This is a genomic window from Brachybacterium sp. sponge (genome assembly GCF_001613775.1).
Taxonomy (GTDB): domain Bacteria; phylum Actinomycetota; class Actinomycetes; order Actinomycetales; family Dermabacteraceae; genus Brachybacterium; species Brachybacterium conglomeratum.
On the sequence record NZ_LRMP01000004.1, the window covers coordinates 103,303 to 129,952 of the forward strand.

Consider the following 26,650-nt stretch of genomic DNA (forward strand, 5'->3'; position numbering starts at 1 on the left):
AGTCCCCGGGCCGGTGCTCATGTGCGCCGTGTCTCCCGATCCGTGACGCGCGCCCCAAACTGCTTCTCGGCGCCCGCGCAGGCCGCGCACCGGGAGGGCAGAGCCCGCGTGACCTCCGGCGGCGAGGCGGCCGCTCACAGCGCGACGGCGCGCACCGCCTCCGCGACCCGGTCGTAGCGCTCGCGGTCCAGCCGCGCACCCTCGCGTCGCACCGACCCCGGGGCCAGGCGCAGCAGGCGGTCCGCCCTGACCTCCGAGGGGCGGCCCTGCCGGTCCCAGTCGCCGGCGCCGATGTCCACCCAGGTCGCGCCGTGCTCATCGGTGCGGGTCGCGCCGGGTTCGGTGCGGTCGCGGGAGGTGAGCATCAGGGCCACCAGCGCGGTGCCCGTCCCGTCGGCCCCGCCGGCGGAGGCGTCCTCCTCGGCGATCACGAGCACCGGACGGTCCTTGCCCTGGGAGAGGTCCTCCTCGTAATGGACCCACGCCCACACGACCTCTCCCGGATCGGGACGGTCGTCGTCCCGCGGGGCGTAGACCAGCTCGAGCGGGACGCCGTGGCGGCGGTCGGCGAGCGCGCCGTCGGAGGCCTGGCCGCGACCATCGGACTCGGGACGAGCGCTGTCGTGCTGCCTGGAGCCCTGCCCGGACCTGCCGCGCTGCTCCTGCACCGAACGGATCGCGGCGCGTCCGAGGTCCCGTGCGCCGCGGCGCACGGAGGGGTTGCGGGCGAGGGAGCGGGCGACGGAGCCGAGCCGGGAGAGCAGCGACATGGTTCTCGCTTCCTGGGCGGAGCGCCCACGAGGGGATGGAGGTCGGTGTGAGAATGGTAGGCATGTCTGACACCTCGCTGTTCCGCAGCGCCCGCACCGGAGCGGACGGTGACGAGATGTTCGCCGCCGACGGCACCGTGCGCCCCACCTATCGGGCGCTGCACGACGCGCTGGCCGGGCTGGGCCCGGAGGAGTTCCGCTCCCGCTCCGAGTCCCTCGCCCGCAGCTATCTCGACCAAGGCATCACCTTCGACTACGCGGGGGAGGAGCGCCCCTTCCCGATCGACGCGATCCCGCGGGTGATCGACGCCGACGAATGGGCCCGGGTCTCCTCCGGCGTCTCCCAGCGCGTCCGCGCCCTCGAGGCCTTCCTCGACGACCTCTACTCCGACCGCCGCGCGATCGCCGACGGCGTGATCCCCGAGGAGCTCGTCACCTCCTCGACCTACGTGGTCGACGCGGTGCGCGGCTACCGGCCGGCGAACGGGGTGCGCATCCACGTCTCCGGCATCGACCTGGTCCGCGGCGGGGACGGCGGCTTCCGGGTGCTCGAGGACAACGTCCGCACCCCCAGCGGCGTCAGCTACGTGCTCTCGAACCGCCGCGCCATGGCGCAGGGCTTCCCCGAGCTGTTCGCGGACCGGCCCGTGCGCCGCGTCGGCGAGTATCCCGGCCGGCTGCTGGCCGCGCTGCAGGCCGCCGCCCCGGACACCGCCGGCGAGGAGGCGACCGTGGTGGTGCTGACCCCCGGCCGCTACAACAGCGCCTACTTCGAGCACTCGCTGGTCGCCCGCACGATGGGCGTCGACCTCGTGGAGGCCTCGGACCTCGTCGAGCGGGGCGATCGCATCTACATGCGCACCACCGCGGGTCTGCGCCGCGTGGACGTGATCTACAAGCGCACCGACGACGACTTCCTCGACCCCGAGGTGTTCCGCCCCGACTCGATGCTGGGCGTGCCGGGCCTGGTCCGCTCCGTCCTCGCCGGCAACGTCGTGGTCGCCAACGCCATCGGCAACGGCATCGCCGACGACAAGCTGACCTACACCTACGTCCCGGACCTGATCCGCTACTACCTCTCCGAGGAGCCGATCCTCCCCAACGTCGACACCTGGCGGCTCGAGGAGCCCGGCTCCCTCGTCGAGGTGCTCGACCGGCTCGAGGAGCTCGTGGTCAAGCCCGTGGACGGCTCCGGCGGCAAGGGCATCGTCATCGGCCCCTCCGCCACGCGGGAGGAGCTCGACGCGCTGCGGAGGCGGCTGCGCGCCGATCCTCGCGGCTGGATCGCTCAGCCCGTCGTCCAGCTCTCCACCATCCCCACCCTCGTGGAGGAGGGGCCCGAGCCCCGCCATGTGGATCTGCGCCCCTTCGCCCTGAACAGCGGGGACGACGTGTGGGTGCTGCCCGGCGGGCTCACCCGCGTCGCCTTGCCGCGCGGGGAGATGATCGTGAACTCCTCCCGCGGCGGCGGCTCGAAGGACACCTGGGTGCTCGCCGCCGGCCGCCCCGGCGCCGCCGCCTCGGGTCTCGCCGACCAGGACGAGGAGGGGATCGAGGACCCGACGGACGACACGCGCGACCAGTTCGACGACCCCCGCGAGGAGCACGGCGAGGAGCGGGAGGTCGAGCCGGACCCGGTCACCTCCGCCATCCCGATCATCGAGGCCGACGACGAGGAGGAGGACCGCCATGATGCTCAGTAGGATCGCCGACGCGATGTTCTGGATCGGCCGCTACGTGGAGCGGGCCGACCAGACCGCGCGCATCCTGGGCGTGTCGCTCCAGTCGATCACCGAGGACGCCTCCCTCGACCCCGTCGACTCCTGCGCGGGCGTGTACGGGATCTTCGGCGTCACCGACGTGCCGGCCGAGGACCTGACGGTGCAGCGGGTGCTGGAGCGCCTGGTCACCGACCGGGCGAACCCCTCCTCCGTCGCCGGCGCCCTCCAGGCCGCGCGGGAGAACGCCCGGGGTGTGCGCGAGGCGCTGTCCACGGAGGTGTGGGAGTCGCTGAACAGCGCCACCCTCGGCATGCCGCGCGGCGTGCGGCCCTCTCGCATGCACGGCGCCTTCCAGTTCGCCAAGGACCGCTGCGCCATGGTCAACGGCCTGCTGGACGCGTCGATGACGCGTGACGAGGCGTGGCTGTTCCTGCGCGTGGGCCAGCTGCTGGAGCGGGTCGACATGCTCGCCCGCAATCTCCAGGCCCACGACCTCTCCGACACCTCCGACGCGGCGACCGTGCTGCTGCTGCGCTCCTGCAGCGCGCACGAGGCGTACATCCGTTCGTATCGCGGCCGCGTGCGCGTCTCCGGCGCGATCGAGTTCCTGCTGCTGGACTCGATCTTCCCGCGCTCGGCCGCGTACTGCCTCAGCGAGATCGACGAGGCGCTCGAGACCCTCGCCAAGCTCCACGGCAATAGCTTCGACCGCCTCGGCACCGCCGAGCCGGGCCGCAGGATCGTCGGCCGCGCGCTCGCGAGCCTGCGCTTCCGCCAGCTCGAGGACATCACCGAGGACTTCGAGGACGAGATGGAGCAGCTCCAGCGCGTCACCGGCGCCGTCACGAGATCGCTGGGCACCACCTACTTCCACCCCGCCGCCTGAGCCCGCCGCGGAGCAGGGGTGAGCGCGGCGAGAGGGGCGAGGGGCCCGCTGGGGCTCGTGAGCCCGCTGCGCGGGGCGGCGCTGGTGCGCAACAGCCCGGCGGACCACGTCCCCAGCCACGGGACGACGCTGGGCGCCTCGTCGTACGCGATCGACCTGGTGCCCCTCGACGACCGGGGCCGGACGGCGCCGTACGCGCCGATGTCGTTCCTGCTGCCCGAGCCGCCGGAGCGCTTCGCGGGCTTCGGCCTGGAGGTGCTGGCCCCGGCCGACGGGACCGTCCGGCACGTCCACGATGGGGAAGCCGACCATCGCGCCCATCGCGGTCTGCCGTCGGTGCTCTACGCGCTCACGCAGCGGCGTCGCCTGCGCCGGGGCTGGCAGGGACTCGCCGGGAACCACGTCGTCCTCGAGGTCGCCCGCGGCGGCCGGGCGGCGTTCGTCGTCCTGTGCCATCTGCAGCAGGGCAGCATCGCCGTGGGTATCGGACAGCGGGTCGCGGCGGGGGAGGTGCTCGCCCGGTGCGGGAACTCGGGTAACAGCATGGAGCCGCACGTGCATCTGCAGGCGATGGACGGCCTCGACCCCCGCACGGCCGCGGCGCTGCCCCTCACCTTCCCCGGCGGTGTGCCGCGGGCTGGTCAGCGCCTGGCGGGCGCGGGGGAGGCCGACGGGCGGTGACCGTCCCGGCCCGGTGCCCTCCTCCGGGACGGGCGCCCGGCCGGGTGATCCCGTCGGCCTCGCTGTGACGTCGGCCCATCGGCCGTCCCCGGGACACCGAGGCGCGCGCGGCACATGAGACCATGGACCGATGCCCGGCGCATGCGCGCCCGGCACACCATCGACGAGAGGACGAATGCCGGTGACCCCGAGGATCGCTGCCGATGAGGCACGGGACATCGCTCCCGCGTCGACGCCCCAGGAGCGGCTCCGCAACTTCTGCATCATCGCCCACATCGACCACGGCAAGTCGACGCTGGCCGACCGGATGCTGCAGATCACCGGGATCGTCGAGGAGCGCGCCATGCGCGCCCAGTACCTCGACCGGATGGACATCGAGCGCGAGCGCGGCATCACCGTGAAGTCCCAGGCCGTGCGCATGCCCTGGCAGGTCGACGGCGTCAATTACGCCCTGAACATGATCGACACCCCCGGGCACGTGGACTTCACCTACGAGGTCTCCCGCTCCCTTGCCGCCTGCGAGGGGGCGATCCTGCTGGTCGACGCCGCGCAGGGCATCGAGGCGCAGACGCTCGCGAACCTGTACCTCGCGATGGAGCACGACCTCACCATCATCCCGGTGCTGAACAAGATCGACCTGCCCGGCGCCGAGCCCGAGAAGTACGCGGCCGAGATCGGCCAGCTCGTCGGCGTGGACCCCGAGGACGTGCTGCGCGTGTCCGGGAAGACCGGCGTGGGCGTGCCCGAGCTGCTCGACCACGTGGTGCGCACCCTGCCCGCCCCCGAGGGGCAGGTCGACGCCCCCTGCCGCGCGATGATCTTCGACTCCGTCTACGACACCTACCGCGGCGTCGTCACCTACGTGCGCGTCGTCGACGGCTTCCTCAAGGCCCGCGACCGGATCGACATGATGTCCACCGGCGCCCACCACGAGCTGCTCGAGATCGGCGTGAGCTCCCCGGAGCCGCACCCCACCCAGGGCATCGGCGCCGGCGAGGTCGGCTATCTCATCACCGGCGTGAAGGACGTGCGCCAGTCCAAGGTGGGCGACACGATCACCACCTCGGTGCGCGGCGCGACCGATCCGCTGGCCGGCTACGCCGATCCCAAGCCGATGGTCTACTCGGGCCTGTTCCCGATCGACGGCTCCGACTATCCCGTGCTGCGCGATGCGCTGGACAAGCTCAAGCTCAACGACGCCGCTCTGGTCTACGAGCCGGAGACCTCCACCGCCCTCGGCTTCGGCTTCCGCGTCGGCTTCCTGGGCCTGCTTCACCTGGAGATCATCCGCGAGCGACTCGAGCGCGAGTTCGACCTCGACCTCATCTCCACCGCCCCCTCCGTGGTCTACCAGGTCGTGATGGAGGACGGCACAGAGATCGAGGTGCTGAACCCCTCCGACTTCCCCGAGGGGAAGGTGAACCAGATCAGCGAGCCCGTCGCCTCGGCGACGATCCTCGTGCCCAGCGAGTTCATCGGCGCGGTCATGGAGCTGTGCCAGTCCAAGCGCGGCACCCTCGGCGGCATGGACTACCTCAGCGAGGACCGCGTCGAGCTGCGCTACACCCTGCCGCTGGCCGAGATCGTCTTCGACTTCTTCGACCAGCTGAAGTCCAAGACCCGCGGCTACGCCTCGCTGGACTACGACGTCTCCGGCGAGCAGACCGCGGACCTGGTGAAGGTCGACATCCTCCTGCAGGGCGAGCCGGTCGACGCGTTCAGCGCGATCGTGCACCGCGACAAGGCCTACTCCTACGGCGTGGACATGTCCGGCAAGCTCAAGAACCTCATCCCCCGCCAGCAGTTCGAGGTTCCGATCCAGGCCGCGATCGGCTCGCGCATCATCGCCCGCGAGAACATCCGCGCCATGCGCAAGGACGTGCTGTCCAAGTGCTACGGCGGCGACATCTCCCGCAAGCGCAAGCTGCTGGAGAAGCAGAAGGAGGGCAAGAAGCGCATGAAGAACATCGGCTCCGTCGAGGTGCCGCAGGAGGCCTTCATCGCCGCGCTCTCCTCCGACGCCTCCGAGCCCTCGAAGGACGAGAAGAAGAAGAAGTGAGCACCGCGCCCGGCCCGCTGCCCGAGACAGCCCCGCGCCGCCTCGACCCGCTCGAGGTCGCCTTCGAACCCGGCGGCGGCCGGCTCGGGGCGGTGTGCACGGTCGCCCAGCTCTTCGAGGTGCGCGAGCGCTCCCTCATGAGCGGGATCGACAAGCGCCCGGCGGGCGGCTCCGTCACGCTCCTCACCCACGGCGTGCTCGGCGACGTGCAGGGCGACCGTGAGCACCACGGCGGGATCTTCAAGGCCGTCTACGCCTACTCTCGGGAGGTGCGCGAGGCCTACGCCTCCGCGCTCGGCCACGAGTTGCCCGACGGGTTCTTCGGCGAGAACCTCGCCACCGTCGGCCAGGACACCGACCGCACGGTGATCGGGGAGCGCTGGCGGATCGGCGGCGCAGAGCTCGAGGCGACCTGCCCCCGCAACCCCTGCGGCACCTTCGCCGCCTGGATGGGGGACCGCCGCTGGGGCCGCGCCTTCACCGACCAGGGCCGGGCCGGCGCCTATTTCCGCGTGCTCGTCGAGGGCGAGGTGCGCGCCGGCGACGCGATCGAGGTGCTCGAGCGGCCGGACCACGGCGTGACGATCGCCGACGCCTTCCGGGGACTGGACGCCGCGCAGGCCCGCGCCCTGCTCGACTGGGCGGAGGCGAGCGGCACCGTGCTGTACGAGACCCTCGTCGGCGCCGCGCAGAAGACGCTCGCCAGAGCGGGCGAGCGCGAGGACTTCCCGGAGCGGCTGCGCTCCACCGGACGGGGCCTCGGTCTCGGTCTCGGGCTGTGACGGCCGTGAAGGACCTCTCCGCCTACATCCACGTTCCGTTCTGCGCCGTGCGCTGCGGGTACTGCGACTTCAACACCTACACGAACGCCGAGCTGGGCGGCGGCGGGTCCCAGGCCGAGTACTCGGACAACGCGATGGCCGAGATGGACCTGACCCTCGCGGCGGACCGCGCGGCCGGGTACGAGTACGAGGAGATCTCCACCGTCTTCTTCGGCGGCGGGACCCCCACCCTTCTGCCCGCCGACGACCTCGTGCGGATGCTCGACCACCTCCGCTCGCTGATCCCGCTCGCGGACGACGCCGAGGTCACCACCGAGGCGAACCCCGACTCGGTCACCCGCGCCTCGCTCTCGCGCCTCGCCGACGGCGGGATCACCCGCGTCTCGATCGGCATGCAGTCCGCGGTCCCGTCGGTGCTCGCGACCCTGGACCGCACCCATGACCCCGAACGGGTGCCGCAGGTGGTCCAGTGGGCGAAGGACGCCGGGCTGCAGGTGAGCCTGGACCTCATCTACGGCACGCCGGGGGAGACCGTCGCCGACGTCGAGACCTCCGTGCGCGCGGCCCTGGCCTGCGAGGTCGACCACCTCTCCGCCTACTCGCTGATCATCGAGGGCAACACCGCCATGGCCCGGCAGCTGCGCCGCGGCGAGATCGAGGCGCCCGACCCCGACGACATGGCCGACAAGTACGAGCTCGTCGACGACCTCACGCGCGAGGCGCGCCTGACCTGGTACGAGGTCTCCAACTTCGCCCGCACCCCCGAGCACCGCTCCCGCCACAACCTCGCCTACTGGAAGGGCGGGGACTGGTGGGGGATCGGACCCGGCGCCCACCGCCACCGCGACGGCCTGCGCTCCTGGAACGTGAAGCATCCCAGCCGCTACGCGCGCATGCTCGCCTCGGGCGAACTGCCCGTCGCGGACCGCGAGCAGGTCGCCGCCGAGGACCGGCTCGTCGAGCGCATCATGCTCGAGCTGCGGATCGCCGACGGCCTCGCCGTCGACGTCGTGCCCGAGCAGAACCGCTCGATGCTCGAGGTGCACCGCGATCGGGGCCACCTCGATCCCGACGCCCTCGCCGCAGGCCGCGCGGTCCTCACCAGGGAAGGGCGTCTGCTCGCCGACGCGGTGATCCGCGACCTCGTGCCCTGAGACCCGTCGGCCGCGGAACGATCTCGATGACCGAGCCCGTCGAGTCCGAGGCGACCGAGGCGATCGATGGGGGCAGCCCCGCCTTCGTCCACCCCCGCGGCACGATCCTGCTCGTCATCAGCGCCCACAAGGCGCACGCGAACTTCACCGTCACCCCGAGCGCGAAGGAGGCCTTCGCCGCGGAGCTCGAGGGGCTCGAGACCGGCAAGGGCAGCGTGAAGCTCCCCTACGACGCGCCGGTCCTCGAGGATCTGCTGCGCCGCATGGCCCGTCACCGTCTGGCCGAGTTCGAGCAGGACGGCGTGAACTGGATGTGACGGGCCGCGGCGCCGTGCGGCAGGACCCGGTGCGCGGTGTCGAGTCCTGGCCCACGGCGTCCGGCCCGGGCGCGCGGTATCCAGTTCCGGCGCGCGGCATCCGGTTGTGGTGCGCGAGGTCGGTCGCCCGCGCCGCGACATGCAGGAGCCCCCGGGAGCGACTCCCGGGGGCTCCAGCGTCCGGCCGTCGGCCGTGACTCAGCTGCTGCGGACGCGGATCACTTCACGAGGCGGATGTTGACGGGGTAGTTCCACCACTCGCCCTGGTTGGCCTTCACCGCGCCGATGATGGCGAAGATGATGTGCACCAGCGCCGGGACGCCGATGAGGGCGAAGAGCACGGAGCCGAAGCCGAGGGTGATGATCGTGATGATCCCGAAGACGATGCCCAGCACGATCTCCGCGATCAGCGTCGCGATCGCCGCGTTCAGCGCCTCCGCCGCGTTGTAGCGGACGAAGCGGTTGCGGTCCTTGTAGACCAGGAAGATGATCAGCGGGCCGAGCCAGCCGAGGAAGCCGGCGCCGATCACGTAGCCGACGATCGCCGAGAGCTGCGCGAACATCGCCCACAGCTTCGTGTCGGACTCGGTGGTGGGCTGGCCGATCAGCGGGCCGTCGAAGACGCCCTTGACGTGGGCGGGGGCCTGGTCGGGGTTCATGGTTCCTCCGGCTGAGGTCTGTCCGTGGGCGGCGTAGGGAGCGTGCTGCTGGGCGTGCGGAGCATGGTGCTGCCCGTACGGCTGCTGGGCGTGGGCCTGTTGCGCGGAGGGCTGGGACGGCGAGGGCGCCCCGTAGGGGGAGGCCGGCGCTGCGGCCGGAGCGGCCGAGCTCGCGGACTGCCCGTAGGGATCCGCCTGCTGAGCGGAGCCCGGCTGCGCGTAGGGGTCCTGCTGCGCGAAGGGATCATGCTGCGCGGCGGGGGCCGGCTGCGCGCTGGGAGCGGACTGCGCGAACGGATCGTAGGGATGCTCTGACGGGTCCGAGGTCGCGCTGCCCTGCTCCTGCGGCGCGGGGGCGGCAGGGGTGTCGATGTCGAGGTGGTCCGAGGCCGGGCGCGCGGCAGGCTGCTCGGGCAGCGAGTCGGAGGCGGGGGTGCCGGGCTCGGTGCCGTACGGGTCGTGCGGATGCGGAGTCTGGCTCATGGGATCCTTCTTCGTCTCGGTCGGCGCGGGGGCCGTCGTCTCGGGTGACGGGTTCACCCTAACGAGCCGGAGACCCCGCGGTCAGCGCGGCGGTCCGCCGCATCCGCTGGGGGATATCCCCCTGGTGGACTCCCGAGAGTCGCCGTCGGCCGCGCCGAGAGGCGCATCGACGGCTCGCCTCCCCATCCCGTGCCGCGGCTCGGTCAGCCCTGGTCGACGGTGACGAAGTCGATGAGCTCCTCGATGCGCCCCGAGAGCGTCGGCTCGACATCGGCGTAGGAGCGGACCGTGGAGAGGATCCGCTTCCAGCCCAGGCCGATGTCGGCCTTGTCCTCGTGGGGCCAGCCGAGCGCGGCGAGGGAGCCGACCTTGATGTCCGTCCCCCTGGGGATGTGCGGCCACTCCTTCAGCCCCACTCGCGCGGGCTTCACGGCCTGCCACACGTCGACATACGGGTGGCCGAGCACGGTGACGTTCCCGCGGGCGCCCGGCAGGGCCATCACCTCGGCCGCGATGCGGGACTCCTTCGACCCCTTCACCAGGTGGTCCACCAGGATCCCGAGCCGGCGGCCGGGGGAGGGGCCGAACTCGCGCACGCGCTCTGCGAGGTTGTCGGCGCCCTCGAGCTGCTCGACGACGATGCCCTCGATCCGCAGGTCGTGGCCCCACACCTTCTGCACCAGCTCCGCGTCATGGGTGCCCTCGACCCAGATCCGCGACGCACGTGCGGTGCGCGCCTTCGCCCCCTCGACATACACCGAGCCGGAGGCGGAGCGCTTGCGGACCGGCGCCTTCTGCGCCGCCTGCGGGCGGGTGAGAACGACGGGCTGCCCGTCGATCATGAAGCCCGGCCCGAGCGGGAAGGTGCGGCGTCGGCCGCGGCCGTCCTCCAGCTCGACGATCAGCTCCCCGGCCGTCTTCTCCACGCGCGTGATCGCGCCGGTGAAGCCGGTCGAGGCCTCCTCGACGACGAGGTCGCGCTGCGCGGGGACCTCGCGGCCGACGGGGCGGCGGCGGTGATGGGCGGGCGGACCGGAGGAGAGCACATCGGCGCCGTACCGGTCGGGGAAGCGAGCAGGCGGGGTGGACACGGCGGACACTGTAGTCCCGTGGCGAACGCCTCCCTGCGAAGCACGCCGCGTACGCGTACGATTGGCACTTGGCATGGGAGAGTGCCAATGTCCAGGGAGACCCGGGCGCCGGGACGCCCCGGTGCCGGACCGCGCGGCAGGAGGTGCACGACATGGACGACCGCAAGCTCCAGATCCTCGGCGCCATCGTCGAGGACTACGTCTCCACGCGCGAGCCCGTCGGCTCGAAGTCGCTGCTGGAGCGGCACGAGCTCGGCGTCTCCGCGGCGACCGTCCGCAACGACATGTCCGTCCTCGAGGAGGAGGGGCTGATCCACCAGCCCCACACCTCCGCCGGCCGCGTCCCCACCGACAAGGGATATCGCGCCTTCGTCGACCACGTCGCGATGGTCAAGCCCCTCTCCGTCGCCGAGAAGCGAGCGATCCGCACCCTGCTCGAGGACGCGGGGGACGTCGAGGAGCTCCTGGCCCGCACCGTGCGCCTCCTCGCCCAGCTCACCCAGCAGGTCGCGATGGTGCAGTACCCGGCCCGGCGCCAGGCCCGCATCCGCCACGTCGAGCTCGTGAAGGTCGCGGACTCGCTGCTGCTGGTCGTGCTGATCACCGAGTCGGGGCGGGTGGACCAGCGCACCGTCCCCGTCGTCGCCGGTCGCCCCGCCGAGTACTACGCGGCGCTGCGCGACCAGCTCAACCGCGCCGTCGCCGGCCGGGAGGTCACCGACCTCGCCGTGCCGCTGACGGACTACCTCGAGTCCCTGCCCGTCCCTGAGCGGCCCGCCGCCGCGGAGGTGGCCGAGGCGCTCACCGCGCTGGCCGCGACCCGCGCCGAGGACCGCATCATGATGGCGGGCACCGCGAACATCGCCCGCTCCGCCGAGGACTTCGCCCGCGACGTCGAGCCGCTGCTGGACGTCCTCGAGGAGCAGCTGGTGCTGCTGCGCCTGTTCACCGAGATGCACGTCTCCCCGGGGGATGTGCAGGTGCGGATCGGCACCGAGCTCCACGACCGGGCGCTCCACCAGGCCGCGCTCGTCGGCGCGGGCTACGGCGCGGGCTCCCACCTCGCGATCCTCGGCCCCAGCCGCATGGACTACGCGGCCGGGATCTCGACCGTCCAGGCGATCGCCCGCTACGTCTCCCGATTCCTCGAATGACCGCGCCGGCGGGCCTCCGCGCCCGTCGCCGGCCGTCACCGAACTCCGACCCCCTGTGAAGGACCCACGCCTGTGAACGACGACTACTACGAGCTGCTCGGCGTCTCCCGCGACGCCTCGACCGAGGAGATCAAGAAGGCGTACCGCAAGCTCGCCCGCACCCTCCACCCGGACGTCAACCCGGACCCGGAGGCGGCGGAGAAGTTCAAGAAGGTCTCCCAGGCGTACGAGACCCTCTCCCATGCGGACAAGCGTCGCCAGTACGACATGGGAGGCGGCCCGGGCATGGGCGGCTTCCCCGGCGGCGGCGCCGGCTTCGATTTCAACGACATCTTCGACATGTTCGCCGGAGCCTCCGGGATGCGCGGGCGCAACCAGGGCCCCGTCCCGCGCCAGCGCCGCGGCGGCGACGTGCTGCGCCGAGTGAAGATCGAGCTGCGCGACGTCGTCTTCGGCACCGAGCAGGAGGTCACCTTCCGCACCGCCGTGCTGTGCGAGCGCTGCTCCGGCTCCTGCGCCGAGCCGGGCACCAGCCCCACCCGTTGCACCGCCTGCAACGGCTCGGGCCACGTCCAGCGCGTCCAGCAGTCGCTGCTGGGCCAGATGGTCACCATGGCGCCCTGCCCCACCTGCGAGGGCCACGGCGACGTGATCGAGAGCCCCTGCACCGGCTGCTCCGGCCACGGCCGCACCGCCACCGAGCGCACCGTCACCGTGCGCATCCCCTCCGGCGTCGAGAACGGCACCCGCATCCAGCTGCGCGGCGAGGGGGAGACCGGCGAGGCCGGCGGCCCCTCCGGCGACCTCTTCGTGGAGCTGTCCGTCAAGGACCACGAGATGTTCGACCGCTCCGGCGACGACCTCGTCACCACGGTCGCGGTGCCGATGACCACCGCCGCGCTCGGCGCGACGATCCCGCTGGAGACCTTCGACGGGGAGCAGGAGCTCGCCATCCGCCCCGGCGCCCAGCCCGGCGAGGAGATCCTCCTCAAGGGCCTCGGCGTGACCCCGCTGCGCCGCGAGCGCCGCGGCGACATCCGCGTGGTCCTCGACGTGGACGTGCCCACCGCGCTCACCGACGAGGAGCGCGAGCTGCTCGAGCGCTTCGCCGCCCTCCGCGGCGACGAGGCCACCCGCCCCAAGAACCACGGCGGCCCGTTCGCGAAGCTCCGCGAGCGCCTGAACCTCTGAGACGGGAGAGCCAGTGCCCACCACCCCGCCCGGCTTCCTGATCCTCGACGAGGCCCTCGCCGCCGCCCGTGAGGGAGACCAGCTCGAGCTCGCCGGCGACGAAGGCCGCCACGCGGCCAAGGTCGCCCGGATCGGGGTGGGGGAGCAGCTGCTCCTCACCGACGCCCCCGGCCGACAGGTCCTCGCCGAGGTCACCGCCGCCCGCAAGGAGGCGCTCGACCTGCGCCTGCTCGCGGATCCGTCCCCGGCCGTGCAGCGCCTGCCCCGCCTCGCGCTGGTGCAGGCCCTCGCCACCGGCGGCCGCGACGAGCAGGCCGTGGAATCCGCGACCGAGCTCGGCGTCGACCGCATCGTCCCGTGGATCGCGAAGCGCTCCGTCTCCGTGTGGCGCGGGGAGAAGCTCGCCAAGGGCCGCGCGAAGTGGGAGGGCACCGCCCGCGCCGCCGTCAAGCAGTGCCGCCGGCCCGGCATCCCCGCCGTCGACGCCCCGATGACCACGAGCGCGCTGGTCGAGGACCTGCGCGCCCGCGCGGCCGACGGGACTCTCGTGCTCGTCCTGCACGAGCAGGAGTCCGTCGGCGTGATGAGCCTCGCCGAGGAGCTGCGCGGTGCGAGCGAGGCCGGCATCGAGGAGATCGTCGTGGTCGTCGGCCCCGAGGGCGGGATCGACGAGTCCGAGCTGGAGGCGCTGCGCGAGGCCGGTGCCCGGACGGTGCTGCTGGGCCCCGAGGTGCTGCGCTCCTCCACCGCCGGCCCCGCAGCCCTCGCGGTGCTCAGCGCGCTGGTGGGCCGCTGGGGCTGAGCCGTCGGATCCGAGGGGATTCCGGGAAACCGCTTGTGCGCCCGGTGTCTCCCTGCAAGGCTCGTGACCCATGCGAGTCAGCGTCGACGCCTTCGTGGCCAGCCCCGGTTTCGGGGGATTCATCAGCTACATCGGCGGTCTCTGCTCCGCTCTCGCCGCCCGGGACGACGTGGAGCTGGACATCCTCCTGCCCGAGGCGCAGCCGCTCCCGGAGTTCGCCGACCTCCCCGCCTCGGCGAGGATCCACCGGCTCGAGCTCCTCGACGTGGCGGGGGAGCGCCCAGGCGTCACCTGGACCGACCGTGTGCTCCCGGCCGCCCTCGACGAGATCGCGTCCGAGGTGCACCTCGGGCCGGCGTTCATGCTCCCACCCGGGCACGATCGTCCCCAGGCCGTCACCGTCCACGACGACATGTTCGAGCGCTTTCCGCAGTTCTACGGCGCGGAGACCCGTGACTACCTTCGCGAGCAGACCCTGCGGGCGCTCTCGGTCGCCGACGTCGTCCTCGCGGTCTCGGAGTCGACCCGTCGCGACGCGATCGAGCGCTGGAACCCGGAGGCGCCGGTCGCGGTCACCCCGCTCGCGCCGCGGCTCGTGGGTGAGCCCGGATCCCTGCCGCCGGCGGGGGCGCCCTCGTCCTACCTGCTCAACGTCGGCGGCAGCCATCGGCGCAAGCGGCTCGACCACCTGATCGAGGCGTTCTCGAGCCTCGCCCTGGAGCAAGCGATACCGCAGGAGATGCACCTGGTGCTCGTCGGGGTCCGGGACGACGAGCGCGCACGGTCGCTGCAGGCCGCCAGCCCGGTCCGCGAGCGGATCCTGCTCACCGGGCGGATCCCCGACGCGGAGCTGCCGGCCTGGTACCGCCGCTGCGAGCTGTTCGTCTACCCGAGCGAGTACGAGGGCTTCGGGCTCGGTCCGCTCGAGGCGATGAGCTCCGGCGCGCCCGTCCTCACCTCCCGCAACTCCGCCCTCGCCGAGGTGCTCGGGGAGGCGGCGGAGTACGCCCGCCCCGGGGTCGACGGCCTGCGCGAGGGGATCGCCTCGCTCCTCGGCGACGGGCCGAAGCGGGAGTGGATGCGTGCTCAGGGCCTGGCTCGGGCCGCGGGCTTCGGCTGGGAGCGTACCGCCGAGGCCACCGTCGAGGGGCTGCGCACGGCGATCGACCGCTTCGCCGGATCACCCCGATGATCCGGGCCGAGCATCTCGTCAAGGAGTTCACGAGGCCGCGCCGGGTCGACGGAAGGTTCTCCGGGATCCGCTCCTTCCTCAGCACCGGGAAGGTCGTCTCGCGGGCGGTCGACGACGTCTCTCTACAGGTCGACGATGGCGAGATCGTCGGCTATCTCGGCCCCAACGGCGCCGGGAAGTCCACCACCATCAAGATGCTCACCGGGATCCTCGTGCCCACCTCCGGCCACATCGAGGTCGAGGGGATCGTGCCCTGGCAGGACCGGCGCGCGAACGCCCTGAACATCGGCGCGGTGTTCGGCCAGCGCACCCAGCTGTGGACCGATCTGCCGCTGAGGGAGTCCTTCGAGCTGATCTCGCGCCTGTACGGACTGAACCGCGCCGACTACCTCCGCTCGCTCGACGTCTTCGTGGACCTCCTGGACATGGGACCGTTCATGGACACCGCCGTGCGCTCCCTGTCCCTCGGTCAGCGGATGCGCGGTGACCTCGTCGCCGCGATGCTCTACCGCCCGCCGGTGCTCTACCTCGACGAGCCGACCGTGGGCCTCGACGTCGTCGCCAAGGTGCGCATCCGCGAGTTCATCGCGGAGCAGAATCGCAGCGAGGGCACGACCGTGCTGCTGACCACCCACGACATCGCCGACATCGAGCACCTCGCACAGCGGGTCGTGATCATCGACGAGGGACGGATCCTGTACGACGGCGGCCTCGACGCGCTGCGCTCCCGCTACGCGCCCTACCGCGAGATCGTGGTGCGCGCCCCGCACGTGCCGGAGGACCTCCGAGTGGACGGGCCGGAGCTGACGGGCAGCCGACCCGACGGAGACGACCTGCTGGCCACCTTCCGCTTCGACCCCGCGGTCATCTCCGCGCCCGCCGCCATCCACCGGATCACCACCGCCCTCGAGGTCACCGACATCACCTCCCGCGAGCCCGGCGTCGAGGACGTCATCCGGCAGATCTACCTCGACGGGGAGGCGCGCCGATGAGCGCTGCCGCCCCCGAGCGCATCGTGCCCGCGCGTCTCGGGACCGCTGCGGGCTCTCGCGCGCTGCTCGCCTGCGCCGGCCAGGCCTGGCGAGCGCAGTTCGTGTTCCGCGCCGCGACCTGGAGCGGAATCATCGGGGCGACGCTCCAGGTGGTGCTCGTGATGCTGGTGTGGACCGCGGTGTACGGCGCCCGCACCGAGGTCGCGGGCGTCGGCCAGGACGACGCGATCACCTACGCGGTGCTCGGCGCCGTCATCGCCACCGTGTTCCAGCCCTTCGTCTACGACACCCTGTACGGCCGCCTCCGCACCGGCGCCATCGCCTTCGATGTCATGCGGCCGCTCTCGGCGGTGCCGATGACGCTTGCGCAGCAGGCCGGCGCCGCCGCCGCGCAGCTGCCCGCCGCCGGGATCGCGCTCGGCGTCGGCCTGCTCCTCGGAGCGCTCGACGCGCCCGGCTCGCCCCTGTCCGGGCTCGCCTTCGCGCTCTCGATCCTGCTCGGATTCACGATCGCCCAGATCCTCAACTTCATGATCGGGCTGGTCGGCTTCTGGACCCTCGAGGTCTCCGGCGCCTTCCACATCTACCGGATGTTCGTGCAGTTCAGCTCCGGGGCGCTGATCCCGCTGTGGTTCATGCCCGACTGGTTGAGCGGCGGACTCTCCCTCCTGCCGTTCTCCTCGCAGGTGTTCGTGCCGCTGACGATCTACGTCGACCCCGCGCCCGGGCCGCACACCCTCACGGCGATCGGGGTGCAGGCGCTGTGGGTGCTCGTCCTCGTGCTCCTCGCCGCTCTCCTGTGGCGTCGAGCGATCCGGAGGCTGGTGATCTTCGGTGGCTGAGTCTCCTCCGCGCCGCGCGACGGCGGCGCGACCGATCCCCGCATGGCGGACCTATCTGGTGCTCGTGCAGGGCACCTGGCGCAGCATGCGCGTCCACCGCGCGAATCTCGTGATGATGTTCCTGGGCAGCGCCGCGATCCAGGGCACGCAGCTCGCCTTCATCTCCGTGCTCCTCGGCGCGTTCGGCGCGATCGCCGGATGGAGCGTGGGCGAGGTCGCCTTCCTCTACGGGCTGCGGCTCACCGCCCACGGCGTGTGCACCATCAACTTCGGGCAGCACCGCGGCAGCGCCCAGGCGATCCGCAACGGCGACTGGGACCGCTTCCTGCTGCGCCCTGCCGGCCCGCTGATGCAGCTGCTCACCCGCCACTTCAACCCCGGCACGATAGGCGACCTCGTGCTGGGCCTCGCGATCCTGGTCACCGCCGCGAACCTGATCGGGGCCGAGTGGAGCGCAGGGATGATCCTCTACCTCGTGCTCGCCGCGCTCGGGGGCGGACTGGTGGAGGCCGGGCTGCAGATCGGACTGTCGGCCCTCGACTTCCGCTGGGGACCGCTGGTGCGGATCAAGGACATGGTCGACCGGGTCCTGACCGACTTCGGCGCCTATCCCATGACGATCTTCGGCACCGCCGGCACCTGGCTGCTGACCTTCCTGGTCCCGCTCGCGTTCATGGCGTACCTGCCCACGACCGTGCTCCTGGGGCGCACCGGGGAGCTCGTGGTGCCGGTGTGGATGGCCCAGCTGTCCCCGCTGGCCGGACCGCTGCTGATGGCCGTCGGCATCGCGCTCTTCCGCAGGATGTCCCGCTGGTACTCGAGCCCCGGGCACTGACAGAGGACCCCGCCGACGCGAGGCGCCGACGGGGTCCAGGTGAAGCAGCGGTCGTCAGCCGACCGGGGAGAGCACCTTCGCCTCGAGCGCGGCCAGTGCGGTCTCGAGCACGGCGGCCTTCTCCTCGGTGACGAACAGCTCGCCCTCGACGGAGAGGTCCTCGCGGAAGCCGAGGCCCACGGAGCCGAGCACGTCGGCGCCCACGCGGCCCATCAGGGTCTCCAGCAGCGGCAGCACCTCGTTCGCCGCACCCCAGCCGTAGCCGACCAGGATCGTCGGCAGGTTCTCCCACTCGTGGAACAGGAAGTCGATCGCATTCTTCAGGGCGCCCGGGTAGGAGCCGTTGTACTGCGGGGTGAGGATCACGATCGCGTCGAGCGCGGCGATCCGCTCGGCCCAGGAACGGCCGTGGTCGGTGGTCTTCTCGGCGCCGGACTTCGGCGAGGAGGGCTCGTCGAAAGAGGGCAGGGCGACCTCGCGCAGGTCGATGAGGTCGATCTCGAAGCGGCCGTCGGCCGAGGCGCTGACCCACTGGGCCACCTTCTCGCCGACGCGGTTGGGGCGGGCACTGCTGAGGAGGATTCCGAGCTTCGTCATAGTCCTTTAAACTTCTCATACTTCCGGGGGCTTCCCCAAGGAGGGGTGGTGTTCGTCGCTCCCGTAGACTCGCGACCATGGGTACGAGCGTCAACCAGAACGACACACTGCGTCACGATCCCGACTGCATCTTCTGCCGGATCCTCGCCGGGGAGATCCCCTCGGATCGGGTCCACGAGGACGAGAAGGTCATCGCCTTCAAGGACCTCCATCCGCAGGCGCCCGTCCACGTCCTGGTGGTCCCGCGCGAGCACCGCCGCGACGTGACCGAGCTCGCCGAGGACCCCGCGCTCCTCGCCCACACCGCCACCGTCGCCGCGAAAGTCGCCGCCGAGCAGGCCGACGGCGACTTCCGCCTCGTCTTCAACACCGGCGCGAGCGCCGGACAGACCGTCTTCCACGTGCACGCGCACGTCCTCGCGGGCGGGACGCTCGCAGAAGGAGAACTGTGACAGACCCCCTCAGCCCGGCTCCCGGACGCGCCCCCGAGGTGCGCGAGCGGAAGCTGGCGATCCCTGACCATCTCAGCCCCTTCCAGGTGCTCGGGGAGAACGACCAGGCGCTGGCCGCCCTCGAGGACGCCGTCCCCGACACCGACGTGCACGTGCGCGGACACCAGGTGACCCTGCGCGGCACCGACGACGCGCTGCGCCGCGGCGAGCACATCATGCGCTCCCTCATCGAGCTGGCCAGCACCGGCCAGCCCGTCACCGCCGAGGCCGTGCAGCGCGCCGCGAACCTCTTCGGCGACGACCGGGCGAGCGGCCGCAAGCTCGAGGAGGTGCTCTCCCGCACGATCCTCTCGTCGCGAGGCCGCACCATCCGCCCCAAGACCATGGGGCAGAAGAGCTACATCGAGGCGATCGAGAGCTCCACGATCACCTTCGGGATCGGCCCGGCCGGCACCGGCAAGACCTATCTCGCCGTCGCGATGGCGGTGCAGAAGCTGCTCTCCAAGCAGATCAACCGCATCATCCTCACCCGTCCCGCGGTTGAGGCGGGCGAGCGGCTCGGCTTCCTTCCCGGCTCGCTGAACGAGAAGATCGACCCCTACCTGCGCCCGCTCTACGACGCGCTGCACGACATGCTCGACCCCGAGTCGATCCCGCGTCTGATGGGCGCGGGCACCATCGAGGTCGCGCCCCTGGCGTACATGCGCGGTCGCACTCTCAACGACGCCTTCATCATCCTCGACGAGGCGCAGAACACGACGCCCGAGCAGATGAAGATGTTCCTCACCCGCCTCGGCTTCAACTCCACCATGGTCGTCACCGGCGACGTCACCCAGGTCGACCTCCCCGGCGGGCACCAGAGCGGCCTGCGCGTGGTCGAGAACGTCCTCTCCGGCATCGACGACATCTCCTTCTGCCGCTTGTCCTCCCGGGACGTGGTGCGCCACCGGCTGGTCAGCGACATCGTCGAGGCGTACGGGCGCTGGGAGATCCGACCCGGCGGCACCCGCGACTCCCGCCACCGCGGCAGCAAGGGGAACTGAGCATGACCATCGAGATCCGCAACGAGACCACCGCCGTCGTCGACGAGCGCGAGTTCGTGGAGCTGAGCCGCTTCGTGTTCGAGGCGATGCACCTCCACCCCGCCACCGAGATGTCGATCATCTTCGTGGACGAGGAGGCGATGGAGAAGCTGCACGTGCAGTGGCTGGACCTGCCCGGCCCCACCGACGTGATGAGCTTCCCGATGGACGAGCTCACCCCCGGCACCCCCGAGCACCCCGCCCCGGAGGGACTGCTGGGCGACGTGGTGCTGTGCCCGAGCGTCGCCGCGAAGCAGGCCGCCGAGTCAGGGCACAGCGCCGTCGAGGAGATGCTGCTGCTGACCGTCCACTCGATCCTCCACCTGCTGGGCTACGACCACATGGAGGAGGACGAGCGCACGGTGATGTTCGATCTGCAGCGCAAGCTCCTGCTCACCTTCCTCGCCTCGCGGCCGAGCGCCTGAGCCGCGATGTCCCAGCCTGATCAACCTCCCGGGCACCGCGCCGCTCCGACGCCCACCCCGTCGGACCCGCGCGGTGCGGCTCTCGCCCCGCGTTCGTCGACCCGAGGAGGGCGCCCGTGAGCGCGCTCAGCCTCGCCCTGCTCGTCCTCGTCCCGCTCGCGCTCGTCGGAGGGATCGTCTCGGCGGTGCTCACCGCGGTCGACGCCGCCCAGCTCGCCGTCAGCCGCGGCACGCTCGAGAAGGCGGTCGCGGACCAGCCCGCCGCCGTCCGTGAGCGGGTCCTGCACCAGCACGCGGATTCCGGCCGCACCCTCGCCTCCGTCTCCCTGGGCCGCGTGCTCGGCGAGACCGTCATGGTCACGGCGATCGCCGCGATCTGCTTCTCCGCCCATGCCGAGCTGCGACCCGGCGAGGGCTGGGCGCTGCCGCTGCTGGCCACGCTGCTCATCGCCGGGCTGATGGCGCTGCTGATGCTCGCGATCTCCCCGCGCACCATCGGCCGGCGCCGCGCCGAATCGGTGCTGATCTCCTCCCGCGGCCTCGTCGCCGTGATGCGGTGGGTGCTGTGGGTGCCCGCGAGCGCGCTCGCGAACCTCGGCGCGTCCCTCGCCGCCCGCGCCGGCAGCCAGGAGGATCCCGAGGAGCGTGCCGAGAAGGCTCGTCGCAACGTCGACCGCGCCCTCGAGGACGAGCACGTCCGCGACGGAGAGCGCGACATGATCCAGGGCGTCTTCGACCTGCGCGGCACGATGGTGCGAGAGCTGATGGTGCCCCGCCCCGACATGGTCACCATCAGCGCCGATTCCAGCGCCGAGAAGGCGATGCGGCTGTTCGTCCGCTCGGGCTTCTCCCGGATCCCCGTGATCGGCGAGAACGTCGACGACCTGCGCGGCATGCTCTACGTCAAGGACGTGATGCGCGCGATCCACTCGCCCTGGGACCCGCGCCCGCAGCGGCCCGTCAGCGAGGTGATGCGCCCGGCCCGGTTCGCGCCCGAGTTCGTCCCGGCCGACGAGGTGCTGCGCCAGATGCAGACCAGCCATGTGCACATCACCGTGCTGGTGGACGAGTACGGGGGAGTGGCCGGCATCGTCACCATCGAGGACGTCCTCGAGGAGATCGTCGGCGAGATCGCCGACGAGCACGATCGGCGCGAGCCCGAGATCGAGGACCTCGGCGGCGGCCGCTACCGGGTGCCCGCCCGCGCGAGCCTGTCCGAGGTGGGGGAGCTGTTCGACCTCGACATCGACGACGACGACATCGACTCCGTCGGCGGGCTGCTCGCCAAGACCACCGGGCGGGTGCCGATCCCCGGCAGCACCGCCACCGCCCTCGGCCTCGATCTCGAGGCGGAGCGCACGGCCGGCCGACGCAAACGGCTCTCCACGGTGCTGGTGAGCAGGGCGGCCGACGACGAGGACGAGGACCGAGACCAGGAGGATTCCCATGAGCGATGAGCAGCAGGTGCCCGGCACCGCCGACGGCACCGGAGTGGAGAGCGGCGGCGTGCACCGGGCGGGATTCGTCGCCCTCGTCGGCCGACCCAACGTCGGCAAGTCCACCCTCACCAACGCGCTGGTGGGGGAGAAGGTCGCGATCACCTCGACCAAGCCGCAGACCACGCGGCGCGCGATCCGCGGCATCGTCACCCGCGAGGACTCCCAGATCATCCTCGTGGACACCCCGGGAGTGCACCGTCCCCGCACGCTCCTCGGGGAGCGGCTGAACGACCTCGTGCGCGAGACCCTCGGCGAGGTCGACGTGGTGGGATTCTGCCTGCCCGCCGACCAGAAGATCGGCCCCGGCGACCGGTTCATCGCCGAGGACCTGGTCGAGATGCGCACCGGCCGACGGGGACCCCGTGTGGTCGCGATCGTCACCAAGATCGATCTGGTGGGGCGCGACGTACTGGCCGAGCACCTGATGAACGTCGACCAGCTCATGGACTTCGACGAGATCGTGCCGATCTCCGCCGTCAAGGGCGAGCAGATCGACGTGCTGATGGACGTCGTCACCCGGCAGCTGCCGGAGGGCCCGCAGCTCTATCCCGACGACCAGCTCACCGAGGAGACCCGGGATGACCGCATCTCCGAGCTGATCCGCGAGGCGGCGCTGGAGGGCGTGCGCGACGAGCTGCCGCACTCGATCGCCGTGGTCGTCGAGGAGGTCGTCGAGGTCGACCCCGACGGGGATGCGTTCACCCCGGTCGAGCCCGGCACCGGACGGCTCGTGGTGCGGGCGACGCTGTTCGTGGAGCGCGACAGCCAGAAGGGCATCATCATCGGGCGCGGCGGCTCGCGCCTGAAGGAGGTCGGCTCCCGGGCGCGCAGCGAGATCAACGCGCTGCTGGGCCGGAAGGTGCACCTGGACCTGCGGGTCAAGGTCGCGAAGGAATGGCAGCGGGATCCGAAGCAGCTGGGTCGCCTGGGGTTCTGACGGCAGGTTGTCCACATTTCCGGGGTTCGATGGCGGACCTGGGTAACTGCTGAGTACGGTAACGGTGATCCGTCCCACTCCTCGGAAGGCACCACCCATGCCCCGACGCCTCCTCAGCGCCGCCGCAGCCTGCACTCTTCTCCTCGGACTCGCCGCATGCGGTGAGGGCGGAGACGGTCCCGTGACCACGCCGCCGCCCAGCATCGACATCTCCGGATCGAGCGATGGGGGTGGCGATGACGGCGCCGCGAGCGATGGGGGAGGCGACGACGCCTCGCCGAGCGCGGCACCGGACGTACCCGCGCCGGATCCTGCGGACTATCCGGGGATGAATGAGAACACCGAAGAGGGTGCGATCCAGGCATTCAGGTACTACGTCGCAGCCTCAATGTGGGCCCATCAGACTGGGGATGACTCTCTGAGTAGCGAGATGGAGGTTGCGTCTTGTGAGGGGTGTCCCGGATTTACAGAGGATGTACCGAAGTTGCGTGAGCTCGAAAGGTACTGGAGCGCGTTCAAAGTCGAAGATGTAGCCACGACTCCTCATCAGTCCGAGAATTTCAAGTATGAAATTGGATACTCGTTCACCGTGCCCGCTCACGAGCGACCCAATTTGGAGACTGGTGAGCCGGAAGAGTACGACCCGGTGGAGTATTCTTTGATCGGGGGAATGGACTGGACTCCGCAGGGGTGGAAGGTTGGGGGTCTCAAGGGGGAGTGGGGGCCTGCTGTCCATAGTCGCACAGTGGGGTAAGCGAGTGGAACGCACGGCGATCGTCGCGCTTCTTGCTCTGATCTTTTCTATGCTCTTTGAGAATGTTGCATATGCTGGCCAGGAGCCAAAGGGGAATCTTGACGATTCGGGTGTTGGTGTGGGTCTAGAAGAGATGCATGAGGTTCCAGCGGCCGCAGATGGTGACGGGACCGATGACAGTTCGGTGCAGCTGGATAATAAACGCGGGAAGGGTGCTCAAGATGGCGCTCCTCCTAAACCCCCACCCCGATTCTACGACTTATTGCTCCGGGTCGAGGAGGAGCCTCGGTGGAACTGCACCTTGTCTGACGAAAGGAAGGGCCCTATAGAAGGTGCTTGCCGTGCTGATCGCACAGTATGCAATTCAGGGCCGAGTTACAGCATCAACTCGGGAGAGATCCTTGCTGTGCCGGGGTCGGGCTCGCGAGGCAATCCGGGCGACGTCACATACGAATCAATCACGCGAGACACGAAGACCGGGACTGATTCGAGCAATGGTTTCAGGTGCCGCCAGCCACTGGACTCGGCGCCCCGTGGCAACTCCGGCGCCGCACCTGCTGGGGAGTCGGCACCCGAACCAGTGGTGATCATCGTGACCCAGAGCGACTTCGCGAAGCTGCCGGTGAAGCCGTCCGTGGCCAGCGCAGGGCCGGAACGCGGATGGCTGCCAGCCGGGATGGTCAATGTTCTCCACGCAGAGTCAGAGGCGCAGACGCTGCAGACGGAGCTGCTCGGCACCCCGGTGGCGGTGCGGGCGATCCCCACCTCGTATCACTGGGATCTCGGGGACGGGAACACGATCACCACGAGCAAGCCGGGCAAGCCGTACCCGTCGGAAGAGGTGTCGGCGAAGTACTCGGGGGAGGGCTGGTACGACGTCACTCTGACCACGACCTTCGCCGGCCAGTTCTCCGTGGACGGCGGTGAGTGGCAGGACATCGACGGCACGATCGAGGTCGCCTCCGAACCCATCGCGCTCTACTCGAAGTCCCTCGAGTCCCGACTGGTGAACGGCGACGTGCCGGTGGACGAGGACGAGGATCCGTGGGTGCCCGAGCGTTCTCCGGAGACCGAAGGTCCTCAGGATCCCGACGCACGTCATCGCGAGATCTGAAGTGAGGGTCCGCATGGCAATCGCGGGCTTGAACGCAGCGTGTGTGGGGCTGGAGATCGGGACGGTCGTCGGCGGAGACGCAACGACCTCCCGCATGTTCGCATCGTGAGCCGCCCCGAGCGGCCGGGGTGACGGTGCTAACGTGGCCATCGTGCGTGGATCGCTGCTCCTGCTTAGACGCCGCGACGGGTCCTGAACCGCCGGGAACCTGTCGCGGCTGACGTGCTGTCCGGCGACCGGCAAACCCAGCGAGAAGGACCTGAAATGACTGACTCCACGAGCACCGCAAACACCGCGACCGTCGCCGCCGAGGGCGACCCCGCGACCCCCGTCGTCGGCACCACGGGCGACGCGCCCCAGCAGCCCTCGGGCATGCCGACCCACAAGTACCTGCCCTTCCACGAGCAGATTCAGGTCGAGCTCCCCGACCGCACCTGGCCCACCCGCCGCATCACCCGCGCCCCCCGCTGGTGCGCGGTCGACCTGCGCGACGGCAACCAGGCCCTCATCGATCCCATGAACTCCGAGCGCAAGCTGCGCATGTTCGAGCTCCTGGTGAAGATGGGCTACAAGGAGATCGAGGTCGGCTTCCCGTCGGCCTCCAAGACGGACTACGACTTCGTGCGCACCCTCATCGAGGAGGACCGCATCCCGGAGGACGTGTCGATCCAGGTCCTCACCCAGTCCCGTGAGCACCTCATCGAGCGCACCTACCAGGCGATCTCGGGCGCCAAGCGCGCGGTCGTCCACCTCTACAACTCCACCTCGGTCGTGCAGCGCGATGTCGTCTTCCGCGCCGACGAGGACGCCGTGCTCGACATCGCCGTGCAGGGCGCGCTGCTGTGCAAGAAGTACGAGGAGACGATCCCGGACACGGCCGTCACCTACCAGTACTCCCCGGAGTCCTACACCGGCACCGAGCTCGAGTACGCCCTGCGCGTGTGCAACTCCGTCATCGACGTCATCAAGCCCACGCCGCAGGACAGAATGATCATCAACCTGCCGGCGACCGTCGAGATGGCGACCCCGAACGTCTACGCCGACTCGATCGAGTGGATGCACCGCCACCTGGACTGCCGCGACTCGATCGTGCTGTCCCTGCACCCCCACAACGACCGCGGCACCGGCGTGGCCGCCGCCGAGCTCGGCTACCTGGCCGGCGCCGACCGCATCGAGGGCTGCCTGTTCGGCAACGGCGAGCGCACCGGCAACGTCGACCTCGTGACGCTGGGGCTGAACCTGTTCAGCCAGGGCATCGACCCGCAGATCGACTTCTCCGACCTCGACGAGGTGCGCCGCACCGTCGAGCACTGCAACCAGATGCCCGTCCCCGAGCGCAGCCCTTACGGCGGCGACCTCGTGTTCACCGCCTTCTCCGGCTCCCATCAGGACGCCATCAAGAAGGGCCTCGAGCGCATGGAGGCCGACGCGGAGAAGGCCGGCAAGGCCGTCGACGACATGGTCTGGCGCGTGCCCTACCTGCCCGTGGACCCCAAGGATCTCGGCCGCTCCTACGAGGCTGTGATCCGCGTGAACTCGCAGTCCGGCAAGGGCGGCATGGCCTACCTGCTGCGCACCGAGCACGGGCTGGACCTCCCGCGCCGCCTGCAGATCGAGTTCTCCGGCATCGTCCAGCAGAGGACCGACTCTGACGGCGGCGAGGTCAGCCCCGAGACGCTGTGGGACGTGTTCTCCGACGAGTACCTGCCGGCGAAGGACGACTCGCGCCGCTGGGGCCGCTACAGCTTCCGCGACGTGCGCCAGGAGTCCGCCGGCGACGGCGCCGACCGCATCACCGTCACCCTCGTCGTCGACGGCGAGGAGCACGAGATCACCGGCATCGGCAACGGCCCGCTGGACGGCTTCGTCAAGGCGCTGGCCGAGAGGAAGATCGACGTGCGCATCCTCGACTACGCCGAGCACGCCCTGACCGAGGGCGACGACTCCCTCGCCGCCTCCTACATCGAGTGCGAGATCGACGACCGGATCTTCTGGGGCGTCGGCATCGACGGCTCGATCACCCGCGCCTCCCTCGAGGCGATCACCTCCGCGCTGAACCGCAACGCCCGCTCCCGGGCCTGAGCGAGACGGTGCAGGGTGCGGATGCGCCCTGCGCCGTGGCGGCGGAGTCGGGGTGCGCTGCGGGGCGCGATGGCCCCTCGCTCCGACGGACGAGTTC

The 26,650-nt window shown here is 70.9% G+C and carries 26 protein-coding genes; 22 read left to right on the top strand and 4 right to left on the bottom strand.

Annotated elements, in window-relative coordinates; all coding sequences use genetic code 11:
* Nucleotides 1–134: 134 nt before the first annotated feature.
* Nucleotides 135–770: a type II toxin-antitoxin system PemK/MazF family toxin gene (locus A4A78_RS14970; protein ID WP_062950650.1), complete on the bottom strand. Its 636-nt coding sequence runs from the start codon at nt 768–770 to the stop codon at nt 135–137.
* Between the two features lie 62 nt (nt 771–832).
* On the opposite strand from A4A78_RS14970, the gene A4A78_RS14975 reads away from it, so the two are divergent.
* The 7 genes from A4A78_RS14975 (at nt 833) to A4A78_RS15005 (ending at nt 8,370) form a co-directional block, all read left to right on the top strand.
* The gene (locus A4A78_RS14975) at nt 833–2,473 is read left to right on the top strand and encodes a circularly permuted type 2 ATP-grasp protein (protein ID WP_062950651.1); all 1,641 of its coding nucleotides are present in this window, start codon (nt 833–835) and stop codon (nt 2,471–2,473) included.
* A complete protein-coding gene (locus A4A78_RS14980) occupies nt 2,460–3,377 on the top strand; it encodes an alpha-E domain-containing protein (protein WP_082835370.1) in 918 nt (305 codons plus the stop codon). The genes A4A78_RS14975 and A4A78_RS14980 overlap by 14 nt, the downstream gene beginning before the upstream one ends.
* Nucleotides 3,378–3,395: 18 nt before the next feature.
* Nucleotides 3,396–4,058 (top strand): M23 family metallopeptidase, encoded by a 663-nt coding sequence (locus A4A78_RS14985; protein WP_369816767.1) that lies wholly within the window; start codon nt 3,396–3,398, stop codon nt 4,056–4,058.
* A 175-nt stretch (nt 4,059–4,233) separates the two neighbouring features.
* Complete coding sequence (lepA, locus tag A4A78_RS14990; protein ID WP_062950652.1) at nt 4,234–6,117, top strand: translation elongation factor 4; 1,884 nt, start codon at nt 4,234–4,236, stop codon at nt 6,115–6,117.
* Nucleotides 6,114–6,899 (top strand): MOSC domain-containing protein, encoded by a 786-nt coding sequence (locus A4A78_RS14995; protein ID WP_062950654.1) that lies wholly within the window; start codon nt 6,114–6,116, stop codon nt 6,897–6,899. Before lepA ends, A4A78_RS14995 begins: the two co-directional genes overlap by 4 nt.
* The gene (hemW, locus tag A4A78_RS15000) at nt 6,896–8,053 is read left to right on the top strand and encodes a radical SAM family heme chaperone HemW (protein WP_062950656.1); all 1,158 of its coding nucleotides are present in this window, start codon (nt 6,896–6,898) and stop codon (nt 8,051–8,053) included. The genes A4A78_RS14995 and hemW overlap by 4 nt, the downstream gene beginning before the upstream one ends.
* 26 nt (nt 8,054–8,079) lie before the next feature.
* Nucleotides 8,080–8,370, top strand: a complete 291-nt coding sequence (locus A4A78_RS15005) for an iron chaperone (protein ID WP_197466696.1) — start codon at nt 8,080–8,082, stop codon at nt 8,368–8,370.
* A gap of 218 nt (nt 8,371–8,588) precedes the next feature.
* On the opposite strand, the gene A4A78_RS15010 is transcribed toward A4A78_RS15005, so the two are convergent.
* Together A4A78_RS15010 and A4A78_RS15015 are read right to left on the bottom strand one after the other, a co-directional pair.
* A complete protein-coding gene (locus A4A78_RS15010) occupies nt 8,589–9,512 on the bottom strand; it encodes a DUF4870 domain-containing protein (protein WP_062950659.1) in 924 nt (307 codons plus the stop codon).
* A 203-nt stretch (nt 9,513–9,715) separates the two neighbouring features.
* Nucleotides 9,716–10,612 carry a DUF3097 domain-containing protein gene (locus A4A78_RS15015; protein ID WP_062950660.1) on the bottom strand — a complete coding sequence of 299 codons (897 nt, stop codon included), beginning with the start codon at nt 10,610–10,612 and terminating at the stop codon, nt 9,716–9,718.
* Between the two features lie 143 nt (nt 10,613–10,755).
* On the opposite strand from A4A78_RS15015, the gene hrcA reads away from it, so the two are divergent.
* The 7 genes from hrcA to A4A78_RS15050 all read left to right on the top strand — a co-directional run bounded on the left by hrcA (nt 10,756) and on the right by A4A78_RS15050 (nt 17,611).
* Nucleotides 10,756–11,757, top strand: coding sequence for a heat-inducible transcriptional repressor HrcA (hrcA, locus tag A4A78_RS15020; RefSeq protein ID WP_062950662.1), 1,002 nt, complete (start codon nt 10,756–10,758; stop codon nt 11,755–11,757).
* 72 nt (nt 11,758–11,829) lie between these two features.
* Complete coding sequence (gene dnaJ, locus A4A78_RS15025; RefSeq protein WP_062950663.1) at nt 11,830–12,948, top strand: molecular chaperone DnaJ; 1,119 nt, start codon at nt 11,830–11,832, stop codon at nt 12,946–12,948.
* A 13-nt stretch (nt 12,949–12,961) separates the two neighbouring features.
* Entirely contained in the window at nt 12,962–13,750 is a 789-nt protein-coding gene (locus tag A4A78_RS15030; RefSeq protein WP_062950664.1) for a 16S rRNA (uracil(1498)-N(3))-methyltransferase, read from the top strand.
* A gap of 70 nt (nt 13,751–13,820) precedes the next feature.
* Nucleotides 13,821–14,942 carry a glycosyltransferase family 1 protein gene (locus tag A4A78_RS15035; RefSeq protein WP_062950665.1) on the top strand — a complete coding sequence of 374 codons (1,122 nt, stop codon included), beginning with the start codon at nt 13,821–13,823 and terminating at the stop codon, nt 14,940–14,942.
* Entirely contained in the window at nt 14,939–15,934 is a 996-nt protein-coding gene (locus A4A78_RS15040) for an ATP-binding cassette domain-containing protein (protein WP_062950666.1), read from the top strand. The genes A4A78_RS15035 and A4A78_RS15040 overlap by 4 nt, the downstream gene beginning before the upstream one ends.
* Nucleotides 15,931–16,776: an ABC-2 family transporter protein gene (locus A4A78_RS15045; protein WP_062950668.1), complete on the top strand. Its 846-nt coding sequence runs from the start codon at nt 15,931–15,933 to the stop codon at nt 16,774–16,776. The genes A4A78_RS15040 and A4A78_RS15045 overlap by 4 nt, the downstream gene beginning before the upstream one ends.
* Nucleotides 16,769–17,611 carry an ABC transporter permease gene (locus A4A78_RS15050; RefSeq protein ID WP_156488642.1) on the top strand — a complete coding sequence of 281 codons (843 nt, stop codon included), beginning with the start codon at nt 16,769–16,771 and terminating at the stop codon, nt 17,609–17,611. The genes A4A78_RS15045 and A4A78_RS15050 overlap by 8 nt, the downstream gene beginning before the upstream one ends.
* Before the next feature lie 54 nt (nt 17,612–17,665).
* Here the strand turns inward: A4A78_RS15050 and A4A78_RS15055 are convergent, their stop codons facing one another.
* On the bottom strand, nt 17,666–18,208 hold the full coding sequence (locus A4A78_RS15055; protein ID WP_062950671.1) for an NADPH-dependent FMN reductase: 543 nt from the start codon (nt 18,206–18,208) through the stop codon (nt 17,666–17,668).
* Nucleotides 18,209–18,285: 77 nt separating this feature from the next.
* Here A4A78_RS15055 and A4A78_RS15060 point away from each other — a divergent pair, with 77 nt between their 5' ends.
* From A4A78_RS15060 to leuA, 8 genes are all read left to right on the top strand, one after another.
* On the top strand, nt 18,286–18,660 hold the full coding sequence (locus A4A78_RS15060) for a histidine triad nucleotide-binding protein (RefSeq protein ID WP_062950680.1): 375 nt from the start codon (nt 18,286–18,288) through the stop codon (nt 18,658–18,660).
* Nucleotides 18,657–19,703, top strand: coding sequence for a PhoH family protein (locus tag A4A78_RS15065; protein WP_062950682.1), 1,047 nt, complete (start codon nt 18,657–18,659; stop codon nt 19,701–19,703). The genes A4A78_RS15060 and A4A78_RS15065 overlap by 4 nt, the downstream gene beginning before the upstream one ends.
* Nucleotides 19,704–19,705: 2 nt before the next feature.
* The gene (gene ybeY, locus A4A78_RS15070; RefSeq protein WP_010551690.1) at nt 19,706–20,167 is read left to right on the top strand and encodes an rRNA maturation RNase YbeY; all 462 of its coding nucleotides are present in this window, start codon (nt 19,706–19,708) and stop codon (nt 20,165–20,167) included.
* 116 nt (nt 20,168–20,283) lie between these two features.
* A complete protein-coding gene (locus tag A4A78_RS15075; protein ID WP_062950685.1) occupies nt 20,284–21,624 on the top strand; it encodes a hemolysin family protein in 1,341 nt (446 codons plus the stop codon).
* Nucleotides 21,614–22,603, top strand: coding sequence for a GTPase Era (gene era, locus A4A78_RS15080; RefSeq protein ID WP_062950687.1), 990 nt, complete (start codon nt 21,614–21,616; stop codon nt 22,601–22,603). The genes A4A78_RS15075 and era overlap by 11 nt, the downstream gene beginning before the upstream one ends.
* A gap of 97 nt (nt 22,604–22,700) precedes the next feature.
* On the top strand, nt 22,701–23,357 hold the full coding sequence (locus A4A78_RS18280) for a DUF6318 family protein (RefSeq protein ID WP_082835371.1): 657 nt from the start codon (nt 22,701–22,703) through the stop codon (nt 23,355–23,357).
* A gap of 592 nt (nt 23,358–23,949) precedes the next feature.
* Nucleotides 23,950–24,471, top strand: coding sequence for a PKD domain-containing protein (locus A4A78_RS15085; protein WP_231881066.1), 522 nt, complete (start codon nt 23,950–23,952; stop codon nt 24,469–24,471).
* Nucleotides 24,472–24,843: 372 nt separating this feature from the next.
* A complete protein-coding gene (gene leuA, locus A4A78_RS15090; RefSeq protein WP_197466701.1) occupies nt 24,844–26,553 on the top strand; it encodes a 2-isopropylmalate synthase in 1,710 nt (569 codons plus the stop codon).
* Nucleotides 26,554–26,650 lie beyond the last annotated feature (97 nt).

Coding starts and splice junctions, on each gene's coding strand:
- ybeY (WP_010551690.1), top strand. CDS start 19,706: ATGACCATCGAGATCCGCAACGAGACCACCGCCGTCGTCGACGAGCGC.
- A4A78_RS15045 (WP_062950668.1), top strand. CDS start 15,931: ATGAGCGCTGCCGCCCCCGAGCGCATCGTGCCCGCGCGTCTCGGGACC.
- lepA (WP_062950652.1), top strand. CDS start 4,234: ATGCCGGTGACCCCGAGGATCGCTGCCGATGAGGCACGGGACATCGCT.
- A4A78_RS18280 (WP_082835371.1), top strand. CDS start 22,701: ATGCCCCGACGCCTCCTCAGCGCCGCCGCAGCCTGCACTCTTCTCCTC.
- A4A78_RS15055 (WP_062950671.1), bottom strand. CDS start 18,208: ATGACGAAGCTCGGAATCCTCCTCAGCAGTGCCCGCCCCAACCGCGTC.
- leuA (WP_197466701.1), top strand. CDS start 24,844: ATGCCGACCCACAAGTACCTGCCCTTCCACGAGCAGATTCAGGTCGAG.
- A4A78_RS14975 (WP_062950651.1), top strand. CDS start 833: ATGTCTGACACCTCGCTGTTCCGCAGCGCCCGCACCGGAGCGGACGGT.
- A4A78_RS15010 (WP_062950659.1), bottom strand. CDS start 9,512: ATGAGCCAGACTCCGCATCCGCACGACCCGTACGGCACCGAGCCCGGC.
- A4A78_RS15060 (WP_062950680.1), top strand. CDS start 18,286: ATGGGTACGAGCGTCAACCAGAACGACACACTGCGTCACGATCCCGAC.
- A4A78_RS14980 (WP_082835370.1), top strand. CDS start 2,460: ATGATGCTCAGTAGGATCGCCGACGCGATGTTCTGGATCGGCCGCTAC.
- hrcA (WP_062950662.1), top strand. CDS start 10,756: ATGGACGACCGCAAGCTCCAGATCCTCGGCGCCATCGTCGAGGACTAC.
- A4A78_RS15035 (WP_062950665.1), top strand. CDS start 13,821: ATGCGAGTCAGCGTCGACGCCTTCGTGGCCAGCCCCGGTTTCGGGGGA.
- era (WP_062950687.1), top strand. CDS start 21,614: ATGAGCGATGAGCAGCAGGTGCCCGGCACCGCCGACGGCACCGGAGTG.
- A4A78_RS15005 (WP_197466696.1), top strand. CDS start 8,080: ATGACCGAGCCCGTCGAGTCCGAGGCGACCGAGGCGATCGATGGGGGC.
- A4A78_RS15040 (WP_062950666.1), top strand. CDS start 14,939: ATGATCCGGGCCGAGCATCTCGTCAAGGAGTTCACGAGGCCGCGCCGG.
- A4A78_RS14970 (WP_062950650.1), bottom strand. CDS start 770: ATGTCGCTGCTCTCCCGGCTCGGCTCCGTCGCCCGCTCCCTCGCCCGC.